The 14,526-nt window shown below is 63.1% G+C and carries 14 protein-coding genes and 1 riboswitch; of the genes, 3 read left to right on the plus strand and 11 right to left on the minus strand.

The annotated features are described in order from the left end of the window. The first annotated feature begins 346 nt into the window (after positions 1-346). Positions 347-408: riboswitch (Fluoride riboswitch) on the plus strand. Between the two features lie 180 nt (positions 409-588). The 3 genes from F6Q13_RS10230 (at position 589) to F6Q13_RS10240 (ending at position 4,354) form a co-directional block, all read left to right on the plus strand. Next, entirely contained in the window at positions 589-1,077 is a 489-nt protein-coding gene (locus F6Q13_RS10230) for an inorganic diphosphatase (RefSeq protein ID WP_293055839.1), read from the plus strand. Between the two features lie 561 nt (positions 1,078-1,638). Further along, on the plus strand, positions 1,639-2,880 hold the full coding sequence (locus F6Q13_RS10235) for a PPE family protein (protein ID WP_293055841.1): 1,242 nt from the start codon (positions 1,639-1,641) through the stop codon (positions 2,878-2,880). A 76-nt stretch (positions 2,881-2,956) separates the two neighbouring features. Beyond that, a complete protein-coding gene (locus tag F6Q13_RS10240; protein ID WP_293055843.1) occupies positions 2,957-4,354 on the plus strand; it encodes a PPE family protein in 1,398 nt (465 codons plus the stop codon). A 111-nt stretch (positions 4,355-4,465) separates the two neighbouring features. On the opposite strand, the gene F6Q13_RS10245 is transcribed toward F6Q13_RS10240, so the two are convergent. The 11 genes from F6Q13_RS10245 to rplS all read right to left on the minus strand — a co-directional run bounded on the left by F6Q13_RS10245 (position 4,466) and on the right by rplS (position 14,409). Continuing rightward, positions 4,466-5,440 (minus strand): HPP family protein, encoded by a 975-nt coding sequence (locus F6Q13_RS10245; protein ID WP_293055924.1) that lies wholly within the window; start codon positions 5,438-5,440, stop codon positions 4,466-4,468. 68 nt (positions 5,441-5,508) lie between these two features. Continuing rightward, a complete protein-coding gene (locus F6Q13_RS10250) occupies positions 5,509-6,444 on the minus strand; it encodes a sulfotransferase domain-containing protein (RefSeq protein ID WP_293055846.1) in 936 nt (311 codons plus the stop codon). Between the two features lie 104 nt (positions 6,445-6,548). Further along, complete coding sequence (gene cysC, locus F6Q13_RS10255) at positions 6,549-7,247, minus strand: adenylyl-sulfate kinase (protein WP_293055848.1); 699 nt, start codon at positions 7,245-7,247, stop codon at positions 6,549-6,551. Positions 7,248-7,280: 33 nt separating this feature from the next. Next, entirely contained in the window at positions 7,281-8,057 is a 777-nt protein-coding gene (cysQ, locus tag F6Q13_RS10260) for a 3'(2'),5'-bisphosphate nucleotidase CysQ (protein ID WP_293055850.1), read from the minus strand. A gap of 67 nt (positions 8,058-8,124) precedes the next feature. Further along, positions 8,125-9,561 (minus strand): MFS transporter, encoded by a 1,437-nt coding sequence (locus tag F6Q13_RS10265; protein ID WP_293055852.1) that lies wholly within the window; start codon positions 9,559-9,561, stop codon positions 8,125-8,127. Positions 9,562-10,046: 485 nt separating this feature from the next. Continuing rightward, positions 10,047-10,358, minus strand: a complete 312-nt coding sequence (locus F6Q13_RS10270; protein WP_293055855.1) for a hypothetical protein — start codon at positions 10,356-10,358, stop codon at positions 10,047-10,049. Continuing rightward, a complete protein-coding gene (gene sat / locus F6Q13_RS10275; protein WP_293055857.1) occupies positions 10,358-11,617 on the minus strand; it encodes a sulfate adenylyltransferase in 1,260 nt (419 codons plus the stop codon). Before sat ends, F6Q13_RS10270 begins: the two co-directional genes overlap by 1 nt. A gap of 396 nt (positions 11,618-12,013) precedes the next feature. Continuing rightward, positions 12,014-12,319: a DUF2469 domain-containing protein gene (locus F6Q13_RS10280; protein ID WP_007171389.1), complete on the minus strand. Its 306-nt coding sequence runs from the start codon at positions 12,317-12,319 to the stop codon at positions 12,014-12,016. Next, the gene (locus F6Q13_RS10285) at positions 12,316-13,116 is read right to left on the minus strand and encodes a ribonuclease HII (RefSeq protein WP_293055860.1); all 801 of its coding nucleotides are present in this window, start codon (positions 13,114-13,116) and stop codon (positions 12,316-12,318) included. The genes F6Q13_RS10280 and F6Q13_RS10285 overlap by 4 nt, the downstream gene beginning before the upstream one ends. Positions 13,117-13,118: 2 nt before the next feature. After that, positions 13,119-13,991, minus strand: coding sequence for a signal peptidase I (gene lepB / locus F6Q13_RS10290; protein ID WP_293055863.1), 873 nt, complete (start codon positions 13,989-13,991; stop codon positions 13,119-13,121). A gap of 76 nt (positions 13,992-14,067) precedes the next feature. Further along, positions 14,068-14,409: a 50S ribosomal protein L19 gene (rplS, locus tag F6Q13_RS10295; protein ID WP_293055866.1), complete on the minus strand. Its 342-nt coding sequence runs from the start codon at positions 14,407-14,409 to the stop codon at positions 14,068-14,070. Between the last annotated feature and the right edge of the window lie 117 nt (positions 14,410-14,526).

The following is a 14,526-nucleotide window of genomic DNA, read 5'->3' on the forward strand; positions in this document are numbered from 1 at the left end:
TGCAGAATCGGCCCACCGATGGCACGAAATTACCGGTCCACGGATTCAGGCTTAGAGCCGAAGCTCGCTAACTGCTTCGACCTGAAACTTCGGGGTGTCTTGATGCCCCGCAAAGGTCGCAAAGGTATTGCCGCCATCGTTTTCCTACCTGGGCCGGACACCGCGTCCGGACTCACGACCTGATCAAGATCAGCCGCCGAACCGGACAATCGGCAGCACCCATGACACCGTCGCGCTCACAGCCCCGATTGTGAACGCAAACCGTGACCACGACGGCCACACTGCGATGTGCGGCGGGTACGACCCAGGTGCCGCGCGCTTGACCGATGCCGATTGCTGCTGATTGACTGACAGTGGCGATGGTGCTCGCCCTGAACCGCCAACCAGGCTGATGGCACCTGCGAACAGAGGAGTCGCAGGTGATGTGCGATCGATCCAGCTGCCGTGTGCCCACTCCTTGCCCACCAGCGTAGGAAATCGACCTGGGCACGCGCGATGACCGAACCGACCGCGATCACGCCCACCACAGCGTCTGTCGCGAGGTGTCACCCACGTCGGATTGCCGACGACAACGGAAGGAGCCGCGAAATGGAATTCGATGTGACCATCGAGATCCCCAGGGGACAGCGCAACAAATACCAGGCCGACCACGACACTGGCCGCATTCGACTCGACCGCTACCTGTACACCTCGATGGGATATCCGGCAGATTACGGTTTCATCGAAGACAGTCTCGGCGAGGACGGTGACCCGCTCGATGCTCTGGTGCTGCTACCCGAACCGGTTTTTCCGGGGGTCACGATTGCTTCGCGGCCGATAGGCATGTTCCAGATGACCGACGAGGCCGGCGGTGATGACAAAGTTCTGTGCGTGCCGACCGCCGACCCACGATGGGACCACATCGCAGACATCGGCGACGTACCGTCGTTTGAATTGGATGCCATCAAACATTTCTTCGTGCACTACAAGGACCTGGAACCAGGCAAGTACGTCAAGGCGGCCGACTGGGTCAATCGCGAATCGGCAGAAGCTGAGGTACAACGATCCTTCGAAAGGTTTCGCGCCAACAATCACTGATTGATCCCAAACTAGTCGGTTTTGGCGGCCGTCACGCCGTGTCCGTCGGTGACTTCCTGACCTGCGTGCTGTCCATCACTGCGGCACAAAAATTCTCGAGTATGAGGTGTCAGATCAGGGCGAGGTTAAGTGCCGACCGACGGCCAGGCCACCTAAACCAGTTGGCCCATAGCGGACTTCGTCCACGGCAAGGCCATTGCCCGACTACCCGCGTGCATCGGACAACGCAGGAGCTCGCCGCCTTGATCTGCTTCTCTACGATCTCGGCGAGACCGTCGCTACAGGAGCATCGCCGGACAACACGCACCAAAATTTGCCGAAATCAGGCCGAGCGCAACCGTGACGCGGACAATGGCAAATGCGCGACCGCTGGGTCGTCAGGATCAGGCGCAAGACCCCGGAAGCCCGGCGCCGCAATTCTGGCAAGGGCAGCAGTCGGGAACCTTAGGGGGAGGTCACGGGTTGTACTCGCGGCGCGATCTCGACACCGGCGTATGAGTGTGGCGACCATGGCTACCCAATGCGACAGCAGCTCATAGCGGATCAGGAGGCTATTAGGAGATGGATTTCGGCCTGTTGCCACCGGAGATCAACTCCGGTCGAATGTATGCCGGCCCAGGATCGGGGCCGATGCTCGCGGCCGCGGCAGCCTGGGATGGGTTGGCCGCTCAGCTGCATCACACCGCGGCGGCCTACGAGTCGGTGGTGTCGGGGTTAACCACCCAGTGGCGCGGTCGCTCGTCGGCGACAATGACGGCGGCGGCCGCACCGTTTACGGCATGGCTGCGCGCCACCGCTGCCCAGGCCGAAGGAACCGCTATGCAGGCCCGGGCGGCCGCGGCCGCCTACGAGACCGCGTTCGCGGCGACCGTACCCCCGCCGGTGGTCGCGGCTAACCGAGCCCAGTTGACGGCGCTCATCGCGACGAACTTTTTCGGTCAAAACATCCCGGCGATCATGGCTACCGAGGCGCAGTACGCCGAAATGTGGGCCCAGGACGCGGGCGCCATGTACGGCTATGCGGGCTCCTCGGCCACCGCCGCGCACGTGGCGCCGTTCAGTTCACCACCACGAACCACCGGCCCGGCCGGGGCGGCGGGACAAACCATCGCGGTCGCGCAGGCCGTGAGCACAGCGTCCGGCCCGCATACACAGGCGCTACCGCAGGTGATGTCCGCGGTGCCGCAGGCGCTGCAAAGCCTGGCAGCACCGCTGTCGTCGGCCGCGTCCACCGCACCGGTTGACCCGTCGTCGCCGCTCTCGGCACTTGACAGCTTCCTCACCGGGCCGTTGGCGCCGCTGTCGTTGTACGGCACACCCGGAACTGCTGAACTCCTCGGAGTACAAAGTTACCTGGTGTCCCAGGCCGGGGCGAACCTGACCAGCGCGGCCGAGCAGGTATCCGCGCTACCGGCCGCGGCCGGCGGCGGCTTGCTGCAGAGCGCTCTGGGTTGGGGAACCCCGGTGATGGGCTCGGCCGGCTTGAGCGGCATATCGGCCGGTGTGGGCCGCGCCGGCCTGATCGGGGGGCTATCAGTGCCGCAAGGCTGGGCGTCGGCCGCCCCGGCGATCCAGTCGGCCGCCGCGATGCTGCCGCAAAGCAGCCCTGTCGCGTCGGCGGCGCTGGCGGCAGACGGCCAGGGCGGCCTGTTCGGCAATATGGCCCTGTCGGGTCTGGCCGGACGCGCCATGGTCGGAACCGGCGGTAGCGCTTCCTACTCGGCGGGCGCGGGGGGCTCTGCCGCTGTCGGCGACGTCGCCACCACGGTGAACATCTTTGTGATACCCGAGGCCGACGCATGACCGGCGCGGGAAAGACGCCAATCACCCACGGCATCGGATCGGCCCACGCGGTCGCGATCAGACAAGGAGTGTAGCGATGGACTATGGAGCGTTACCGCCGGAGATCAACTCGGCTCGCATGTACACCGGTGCGGGGTCGGAGCCGATGCTGGCCGCCGCGGCGGCCTGGGACCGAATCGCCGCCGAACTGCGCTCGACCTCGGCCACCTATTCGTCGGTGATCGCCGGGCTGAGCACTGCGTGGCTGGGTCCGTCCGCGGCGACCATGGCCGCCGCGGCGGCCCCGTATGCAGCGTGGCTGACCACCACTGCCGTGCGAGCCGAACAAACCGCCAGCCAGGCCAGGGCCGCGGCCGCCGCCTACGAGAACGCGTTTGCCGCTACGGTGCCGCCGCCGGTGATCGCCGCGAACCGCGCACGTTTCGCGGCGCTGGTGGCGACCAACATCTTCGGTCAAAACACCGCCGCGATCGCGGCCACCGAAGCCCACTATGCCAGCATGTGGGCCCAAGATGCCGCCGCGATGTATGGCTACGCTGCGCAATCCGCGGCCGCTTCGGCGGTGACGCCGTTCGACCCGCCGCCGCGCAACACCAACCCCACCGCGGCAACAAACCAAGCCGTCGCGGTGGCCCGCGCCACGAGCGCCTCGGCCGCCAACACCCAGTCGGTCTTGGCACAGTGGATGTCGGCGATCCCGAGCGCGATGCAAACTCTGGCCGCGCCGGCTTCGGTCACCACTTCGGCCTCGCCGCTTACGGCGCTGACGAATGTGCTCAGCAGCCTCGATTCCTCCCCACTGGCGACGGCCGCGGCGAATTTCGATGCTTTAGGCCAAGTTATCCTGCCGGCTCACACCGCCCTGATCAATACCATCATGGCCTTGGTGATCCCGGCGCGGCACCTCTCGGATATCGCGGTGGGTGCGGGGTCAAGTCTGGCGGCCGGCCTCGGTTCAGGTCCGCCTGCATCGGGATCGCCGAGTGCGCTTGGCGTGGTGTCGGCGGGAGTTGGCAAGGCTGGTTTCGTTGGCGCGCTGCCGGTTCCGTCAAGCTGGGCCGCGGCCACTCCGGCAGTCAGGACGGTCGCCGCGGTGTTGTCGGGCACCTCGGCGGGTGCCGTCTCGGCGGCCGCAGTCAGCGAGGGCAGCCTCTACGGGGCGATGGCCGTGACCGGCATCGCCGGCGGCGCGCTGGGTGCCATGGTTCCCCGCGCAGCTTCTGGTGCCGATGGCAAACACCGCGGCGCCGCGCGCAAAAAGCTCAAAGACGGCGACTCTCCCGGAAGCTTGCAACGTCTGGTGGCCGAAATGGCCGCGAAGCCGGACAGCGTCCAGCACTGGCACACCGACTCCGAGCACCTCGATGCTCTGCTGGCCGAACTGCGGAAAAAACCCGGCACCCATGCGGTGCACGTCAAAAGCGGTAACTCCAGGATGAAACCGACGCAAGCACAGCCGAACCAGGTTCTATGAACTCAAAAGGACAAGCCGGATGTCACAGCCGACCTGTGCTCGAAAGATCACCGGATGCCCGCCGCGCAGCGATCCGCCCAGCCGAGTGCCCGCCGCAAAGCGCAGAAACTGTTACCGACGCTCGCCGGCGCGGCACCGGCCGATGATCCACCGCCGATACAGCAGAAAGGCCACTGTCAGGGCTGCTGCTCCGATACTCACCGAGATGGGATAACCAATGTCGGGTGAATCGATGACGAGCGGCAGCAGGCCGATCGACAGCGCAGGCGGCAGGTGAAGTTTCAGGGCCCGCAGCACCACGATGCCGACTACCATCGCGCATCCGGCTGCGATTGCGCCCTTTCCGAATTGGCTGACCGCGAGCCATCCTCCCGTTGATGTCAGCAAACACGCGACAGGAAGAGACAGCGGCTTTCCAGTCCATGCACATGACGCGGGATGGGCGAACATCTCGTAGCCCATGACAATGAGCGGGGGAACCAGGATAAGCCGGAATCCCGACAACATAGCGCTCGAAGCCATCACCGTCACAAAAAGGAAAAACGGTGCGATCCCCCTAACTCCGGTCGGTGGCGCTTCCAGGTGATCGTCGAGGTCGGATACCGAAACCGCCGACGTGTCTTCATATTTGCGCCGATAACGCTTCTTCCATGGCACTACAATGCCGACCAGAGCGACCAGGCCGAGAGCTATCGAGACGGGATAGAGCCAGCTCTGGATTCCCAGGACGAGCGGCAGCGTCCCGGCGGCAATCGCGGGTCCGATATTCGACCGGAGCACAGCGATAAGCAGCACACAGGCGCTAACCGAAAATAGCAGGGCCAGCACACCGTAACGAAATTCTCGGGTGATCACTGTACCGATGGCAGCGCCCAACACCGGTGTTACGACAAGACGTCCGGGCTGGCTCGCCCATTTTCCCCACGGCCGCGTCAATGTATCGTGGGCAAGTGCCGCAAGTCCGGGAAACAGCAGGTAGCTTCCGCCGCTGGATTGCGCTGCCGCCGCGTTGGCCATCACATACACCAGGGCAAGGGCGTCCATACGGCGGCGATCGGCACCCGGCAGGGCTCGGCCTTCAGACATCGACACCGGCGTTTTACGCTACGGCATTTTGCTCGACGACGTCGGACCGCGCCCGGCGTCTTGGTACCTCAAGATCCCGGGGGGGTTTCACCCGTTTCCAACCAGTGCGCGCAGTCCGCGCCCAGCTTTTCCAGCGCGATGCGGTCGAAGCGCTCGATCTGCCCGGCAGTAAGCTCGGTGCGATAATCGCGTTTGGGCCCCTTGTGGAAGAAGGCCTTGGAGTCGGTCATGTGGCTTCCACCGAACGGTGCCATCTTGTCGGCCCGCCCGCTCATGTGCTCGAACGAGCAGTGTTCGACGATGGCGTCCATGCGCAGTGACGCGGGATCGATCGACAAGAATTTCGCGAGCCGGGCGATCTGACCCGCCAAGTCGTCTTTGAGCTGTTGATAGTGCACCAGCAGCACGTTGGGTTCGTTGCGCAGTCGCCACCATGACTTCGTCACGTCGAACAAGTCGCAGCACCCACCCCCGTCGGTGTCAAGCCACCAATCGAAGAACTGCTGCTTGTCTTCAGGAATCACCAGGTCAACGTGGTCATCACACCACTGGGCGTGAATTTGGTTGATCGTCGACATCGTCGACTCGGAAAAGTTCTTCAAATAGTTGTGAAAGCTCAGCCCCAGGTCTTTGCCGTTCCTGCCGACGAACACATACCGGGCTTCGGCGGCGATCGGCAGGGCGTCGGCGGGCAGGTGCGATTTGATCACCCGCCGCACCCCGGCGTCGCGCTGATCGTTGAGCACGTGCAGCATCTGGGCGTGGTCCCCCCAGCTGGAATCGAGCCACGGCGAGGTATCCGAGAGCCCGTCCTCCTTCTCGTCACCGTTGTGCAGTATTTGCTGGATGATCCGCTGGGTCCAGGTGGTGCCGGCCTTGAACGGATCCGCCACGACGATATCGCCGTCGACGAAGCCGCCCTGGGCCAGGAAATCTTCCCACACCATCGAGTTGGACAGATAATCCCGCAGCACCCGCGACGGCCGGATGAGTTGTTTCGTCACGCCATTTACCTTTCTCTATGGTCGCCCGTTAAGAACGCTTATCCTACAGACGGAAATTAGCCAGAAAATTCGAAAACTAATGCGGCCGAAAGAACTTCGTAGTGTCAGCCCTTTCTTCCAGAAAATAATTGAGCCTTCCCGTCCACTGACTTTTCGTCCGCAGGCAAAATGCCCACCTGCTCCAGGTAGGAAACCACCTGGTCGGCCAGTGCATCGGGATATTTTTGACCGTCGAGCCTGACCTCGGGGTTCTCCGGGGGTTCGTAGGGATCGTCGATCCCGGTGAAACCCTTGATTTCACCGGCCCTGGCTTTCTTGTAGAGCCCCTTGGGGTCACGCTGTTCACAGACCTCGAGCGGAGTGTCGACGAAGATCTCGATGAAATCGCCCTCGGCCATGGTGGCGCGCACCCGGTCGCGATCACGCCGGTACGGGCTGATAAAACCGGTCAACGTCACAATGCCGTCCTCGCAGAACAATTTGGCCACCGCACCGATACGCCGGATGTTCTCCTCGCGGTCCTGGGCGGAAAACCCCAGCCCGAAGCGCTGGGCGAACTCCTTGCCGTGAGTTTTCTCCAGGATAGCCGGACCGGCGTTGAGCCCGTAGCGCACGTTGTCACCGTCGAGGACATAGCCACGCACGCCCCGCTCATAGAGCTTGCGGTCCACCAGGTTCGCCACCGTGCTCTTGCCGGAGCCGCTCAGCCCGGTAAACCAGATCACACACCCTTTGTGGCCGTTGAGACGCTCGCGGTCATCGCGACTGACGCTATGTTCGTGCCAGGTGATATTCAAATCCATCGATCAATCCCTTCCAACGTTAAAGACGCGCATTTACTTGAAGCCGATGACGAAGCTGTCGTTTTTTAGGGTGGGTTTGTTGTAGGTCAGCGACGATCGGCGCTGCCCATGGCGCCCCGAGTTGCGGTAGATGGCATCTCCGGCGGCGACATCCCATTCCATCGTCGGGTTGAGCCGGGGGTAGATGTCGGCGAGCCCTTCGGCGACCCAGCAGAACTTCAGTGAGCTGCCCGCGGTGATCCGTTCGCGCACGGGCAGATCCTTCAAATAGTTCTCCAGCTCCGCAGACGGGTGAGACTTGCTCTCCACGACGGTGAGCCCCTTGCTCAGGTCCGGCACCGACGAAAAGATCCGCACGGGTGAGTTGGTGCCGTCGCGTTTCCAGCTGCCGTGCCCTTGTGCTGCGTAGTACAAGAGATCTTTCGCGGGGGTATAAATCACCCCCAGCACGGGTTCCAGATTTTCGATCAACCCGATGTTGACGGTGAACTCGTCGCTGCCACTGACGAATTCCTTGGTGCCGTCCAGCGGATCCACCAGCCAGAAGCGTCGCCACTGTTTTCTGGTCTCGTAGTCGGGCAGTGTGGCCTCTTCGGAGATGATCGGGATCTGCGGGGTCAGCTCCGTGAGGTGTTCGGCGATGTACCGGTTCGACGCCAGGTCTGCGTCGGTGACGGGCGAACTGTCAGCGCCGTGATCACCTTTTTCCGCGACATCCGGGTGTCGTCGATGCTGGAGAATCAGTTTCCCGGCGTCCACCGCGATAGCGATCACCTGCTCGAGGTATTGGTCTGCGAGAGTCTCGGCCACCGAATCGTTCATAACGTCCTTCACCGCCTCGTCCTGGGTTGCTTCGTGGTCGCGCGCATTTTTCGGTTCACCAGCTTGCCGCAGCCTTCCCCCGCACCGCCCGACCGGGCGGTGCGGCCGTAGGTGGCCACGACGTGTGCTGCGGCCGCACGTACCGCACCCAGGCCAGTAACGTGGCGCCGATGTAGCACATCAGAAAGATCCAGAACGCCGGCGTCTCGGTTCCGGTGCTCGCATAGGACTGTCGCAACGCCATGTTGATCCCCACACCGCCGAGCGCTCCGAACGCGCCGGCGAACCCGATCAGCGTGCCCGACCGAACCCGGGCCCAGTTCTGGCGTTCGGCATCGCCGCCGATGCCCAGCATGCGGCTGCGCAACTCGAAGACCGACGGGATCAGTTTGTAGACCGCCCCTTTCGCCGCGCCGGAAAAGACGAACAGGGCAAGGAATCCGATAATGTAGCCGATCGTCGTCGACAGCGTCACAGGATTTCCCGGGCCGCGGATGTGATCGTCGCGCGTGCTGACGGCAACCAGGTAGCCACCGGCCACGATGGAGGCGGCGAAGACGCTCACGGTCACCCGGCCGCCGCCGAACCGATCGCTCAAGTGACCGCCGACCACCCGCGCGAACGATCCGAGCAGCGGTCCGATGAAGGCGACCTCGGCGGCATGCAGCGACGCCTGGGCGTGGCTTTCCCCACCGGCGACGAAGTTGTGCTGCAACACCTCGCCGAAGGCGAATGCGAAACCGAGGAACGAGCCCGAGGCGCACAGGTAGAGAAATGAGATCCCCCATGAGTCGGGCACCGTGAGAATCGATCTCAAGTTGGCGAGCGACATGCCGACGCGGTGAGCGACGATGTTGTCCATGAACAGCGCTGCGCCCACACCGCCGATCGACAGCAGCACCAGATAGATCGCGCACACCACATACGGCGCTTCGTGGCCCGCAGTGGCCAGCACCACCAGTCCGACCGCCTGGATCGACGCCGACCCCAAGTTGGCGATCCCGCCGGTCAGACCCAGCGCAAAACCCTTGAGCCGCTGCGGGTACAAGCCGTCAACCTTGGCCAGCGACGCCGAATAGTTGCCGCCGCCCAACCCGGTCAGCGCCGCGCACACCAGATACGGCCCCAACGGCAGCCCGGGATGGGCCAGCAAAACCATGGTCCCCACAGTGGGGACCAACAGCACCGATGACGAAAATATCGTCCAGTTGCGGCCGCCGAACCAATTGGCGGCCATCGCATACGGAATGCGTGCCACCGCCCCGACTAGTGATGCGGTGGCGCCCAGCAACAGTTTGTCGCCAGGGGAAAAACCGTAGACGGACTGCGGCATGAACAGCACCATGACCGACCACAGGTACCAGACCGAGAACGCGATGTGCACGTTCACGATCTGCCAGATCAGGTTGCGCCGGGCGATGCGGTTGTTGCCACCCTCCCACGCCGCGACGTCTTCGGGATTCCATTCGAGGATGCGATGGCTACGTCCCATGTGGCAGTTACCCTTCACTAACGACCTTGACGAATGATGCTGGCATCGGGTCGACGTGCGCGACGGCCGTAAATCGCTTCCTGTTCAACGATTCCACGACAGGATCTGGCCTGTGCTCCAGACCAGAGGCGTACATCCCAGGGGTTTGCATGCGATCGGCGTACGTAGCCGACAGAACAAAATAGACGAAATATCAACGGCCACCGCTCTTCCCTGCTTCACACGTGGCTGCACAACTGGCCAGCCACATCCTGAACCGTTCCGCAGGGACTGTTGGCCGTCTATAGACGAGCGGTTTCGGCGAGCCCCACCGCCGGAGTTACCTCAGCAGCCTATAGCGTGTCCCGCCGACGCATCAACCCTGAGCCGGGCAATCCTTGACATGAAATGTCGAAACACAGGAGATTGCCAGGCAACTCCAACGATGTCTCCAGCTGAAGCCACCGGCCACCACCCGCTGTGGCGCCACGGCTGACCGAATTGCGTCAGGCGTCCTGAAGGAAGCGTTCCAGGACATCCGGGCCAGTCGACCGCATCCTCATGGAAAGCGCCAGCAATTTGTCCTTTACCTGCTTCGGCAGCAGTTCGACGGAGCGCGTGGTGGAAGAGTCGTATTTGGCCGCTGGATACCGGCTGAGCAGGTCATCCTTCTGCTCTTCGGTCATCGTGATCGACAGCCGCTTCATTCCGGCGAATTCTTCTTCTGCCAAATCGGCCATACCGGCTTTCTCCAGTGCCGCCATCCGCTCTTCGTTGATCCAAACGCTGACCTTGATGTCAGCCGTGTCGTTACCCATCACTCGACCGCCTCTAATTGTCGCAATGTGAAGACCGGACGTCTGTGTTGCAGGTAGTCCTCGTTCACGAAGGGTGAACCATGTCCATACTTCGCCGCGCTTTCCATCACCACGTCGAACACCTCTGGCCGCATGATCATCCGAGTCGGCTTCACCTCGTCGGTCAGGATGCTTCTGATCAGGCTGCCGCTGAAACTGTGGGCTTTCGAGTCATGCCCGCACAATGCTGAGTTAGCGACGTCAAAACATTCGGGGCAGTACCAGTTCTCCCTCAGGAACACCGGTTTCAAGGATAACTTGTCCCGATGTTCCTCAAGGAGGTTTTGCGCATCGTAGGGGTGGTAGAAATCGCCCACACCCGCGTGGTCTCGGCCGAACATGTGATGCGTGCAGCCGAGGTTCGCCCTCAGGATCGAGTGGAAGATCGCTTCCCTGGGTCCGGCATAGCGCATGTCCCACAGCGTGAAGCTGACCAGGTGCACCTCATCGCGGAAGTATCTGGTTTCCCTCAGGGCATTCTGCGCCAGGAGTATCGCTTCGTCGATGTAATCACCGGGCCGTTTCTCGCCGATGATCGCATTGACGAGCACTCCCGTGTTGAGGTTTTCGGTCGGCAAGTCCTCGTTGGCGGCAAACCAGGCCTGTTTCATCAACGCTTCGTGACCGGTATGCGGAACATTCCGCGTCTGATGGGCCACAACGTGCTTCCAGTTCTTCGCCTGAAACGCTTCCTGATGTTGCCGCGGCGTCCGCCAGAAACTCTTGTACGGCTCATTGAAAACCGGCTCATTGATGAGAGTGATCCGGCCCCCGATAAACCTCTCCTCATATGCCATCGTTCTCTTCACGCCGGGATGCTTGGCATTGGTCGTGCCGTATGTTTTTGCGGCCATTCGTTCCAGGTCGTACTTGTATATCTCTTCGACCTCGAAGATCGCCATAGGCGCATCGAGGTATTCAAGCACCACGCTGGCACCCTCTTCGATGTCGAATTTCTTGATGTCGTCCAAGGACATGTCGAAGACGATGGGTATGCTCCACAGGGTTCCGTCTGGAAGTTGCATGCTGTCCAGCGTGCCGTCGACCTCATCCTGATTCATGAATCCGGTCAGCGGGGTGAAGAAACCGTACGAAAGGCTGATCACTTCGTGGGCGGTCGCCCGTTTTATCGGAACCCTCCGCAGGCCGTCCAGTTTTGCGGCATCAGCAGTCGACACCCGCTCGACTATTTCGTTCTTGTTGTGCCCTAGATAGGCCATATTACCGCCTTTTTTCCGTCGCTTTCCTCAACCACCAGCTGCCCGGGATGCGAACGGACGAAGACACGCCCCGGCTGAGGCGCCGTGAAATGGAGCGCACCTTCCTGTCTTCCTCCGCGTCACATGCAGCTGCACAACTGGCCGGCCACTACTGATCCGCTTCGCCGGGGACCCTTAGCCGTCGGTGTGTGACGCGCAGTCGGCGAGTCCCACCGCCATCGTGCGTTGACCGTGTACAGCATACCTATGCGGTATCGCGGTCGCTCCGCCAACCGGGTACGACCGCCAAATGCACCGGGAGCAACGCGGATTGCACTGGCAGGCGGGTCATCGGAAACCGGGGCCGCCTCGTCTTCGGTGACGACCCCGGGCGCGACCCCCGGACCGGCACAATCCTCACTCGGGGAGCCGAAGTTCGGGCTTCTCCACTTCTTCGATGTTGACGTCCTTGAAGGTGACCACTCGTACCTGCTTGACGAACCGGGCCGGCCGATACATGTCCCACACCCAAGCGTCGCTGAGCCGCAGCTCGAAATACACCTCGCCGTCGGCGTTGCGGGGCACCATCTCCACGCTGTTCGCCAGGTAGAAACGCCGCTCGGTTTCAACGACGTAACTGAACTGTCCGACGATGTCCTTGTATTCGCGGTACAGCGAGAGCTCCATCTCGGTTTCGTACTTCTCGAGATCTTCGGCACTCATGTGCTCAGCCGTCCTTCTACTCGGCTAGGTGTGATCGCCCGGCCCTGCCGGGTCGCTGCACGGACCGCATGGTCAGCAGTCCCCATCTTTCCCCACCCGATCTCGTCGCCCCGATCCGGTTGGTCCGGATTGCCGTCGACCACCCGGCGGACATTTCGGCGGACATTGATGAACGAGGAGCGGTGCTCCGGGCACGGGCCCAGCTCGGTGAGCGCCGTCACATGGACCGGGGTGCTGTAGCCCTTGTGCTCGGCGAAGCCGTAACCGGGGTGCTCGCGGTCCTTGGCCACCATCAGCCGATCCCGGCTGACCTTGGCCAGCACGCTGGCCGCAGCGATGCAGCTCGCCGTCGCGTCCCCGCTGATCACCGGCAGCGAGGGGATCGCCAGTCCGGGCACCCGGAATCCGTCACTGAGCACGTAGCCGGGCCGTACCGAAAGCCCGGCCACCGCGCGACGCATACCCTCGATGTTGGCCGCGTGCACACCGCGCCGGTCGACCTCGGCCGCGGGAATGTACACGACGTGGTAGGCCAGGGCGTAGCGGCGAATCCGCGGGTAGAGCGCCTCGCGCATCTTCTCGGTGAGCTTTTTCGAATCATCGAGCAGCTCGAGGCTCGCCAGCCGGCCCGGGCCCAGCACACAGGCCGCGACCACCAGCGGACCCGCGCAAGCGCCGCGGCCGGCCTCGTCGACCCCGGCCACTGGCCCCAGACCACTGCGGTAGAGCGCCGACTCCAAGGTGCGCAAGCCGGAGGCTTTACGAATCACGGTGCGTGGGGGCCAAGTGGTGGCCATGCCTACTGATTCTGCTGCGGATTTATCGAACGCACGAGGCCCCAGCGCGACGGTGGCCACAAGATGAGCCTGGCCTTGCCGATGACATTACCGACCGGTACCGTCCCCGACTTCGGGTCACCGGTGCACAGAATGCCCTTCAGCGCCTCGGCCGGGACGCTGGTGCAGTGGGCCCGCGAGTCCGCCGAATGGGTGCGGTTGTCGCCCATCACCCATAGCCGGCCGGGCGGAACGCGGACCGGGCCGAACTCAGGGCCCAGGCATGGGTACACCGACGGATCCGCCATCATCGTCTTGGGGTTCAGGTACGGTTCGCGAAGCCGCTTGCCGTCAACGGTCAGCCCGGTGTCGTTGCGACACTGCACGGTCTGTCCGCCGACGGCGATGACCCGCTTCACCAGGTCGTTTTCGTCGGGAGGCACGAAGCCCACGAGCGCTAAGGCGTTTTGGAGGTAGCGCACCACCGGATTGTCCGAGCGAATTGACTTGTAGCCGATATTCCACGACGGCGGCCCCTTGAACACGATGACATCCCCGGGTTGTGGCGAGCCGAAGCACCATCCGCGGTCGGTGAACGGCACACATGCATAGCTGAGCTTGTCCACCAGGATGCGGTCACCGACGCAGCCCGAGCAGCCGTGCAGGGTGGGTTCCATCGACTCCGACGGGATGAGGTAGGGCCGCGCCACGAACGTCAAAATGACATAGTAGAGCGCCACCGCAATGACCATCAGGACCGCGACTTCGCGCAGCGCCGCCCGTTTGGTGCCACCCGCCTCTGCGGCCTCCTGAGCCGCCGGTCCGGCACCCGGATCGGGTTCGGCGGGACCAGAACCGGGTAGGGGCTCAGAGGACGAGTCGGTGGTTTCAGTCACCGGACCAGGGTAGCCTCGGCGCTCTGCGCCGGCGCAAGCACCGACCCGACGACGATAGGAGTCGTCGACCGCACGCTCAGCGCTTCTCTTTGATCTTGGCCTTCTTACCGCGAAGCTCCCGCAGGTAATAGAGCTTGGCGCGACGCACAGCACCACGGGTGACGACCTCGATGTGGTCGATGTTGGGCGAGTGCACCGGGAAGGTCCGCTCGACGCCGACACCGTAGCTCTCCTTGCGCACCGTGAACGTCTCGCGAACACCGCCGCCCTGCCGGCGGATCACCACACCCTTGAAAACCTGAATGCGTTCTTTGGCACCTTCGATCACTTTGACGTGGACGTTGACCGTGTCGCCGGGGCCGAAAACAGGGATGTCCTCGCGCAGTGATGCCTTGTCGACGAAGTCGAGCCTGTTCATTGTCGAAGACACTCCCTCGGGTCGCGGCCACGGAAGCCTGCCCACGCCGAAGCGGCGTGAGCGGTCAACCGTGCCGATGGGCATCTGGGGCTGCCTCGCGGCACGTGGGGCCAACCC

Origin of the sequence: Mycobacterium sp. (assembly GCF_008709575.1) — a bacterium.
GTDB lineage: Bacteria > Actinomycetota > Actinomycetes > Mycobacteriales > Mycobacteriaceae > Mycobacterium.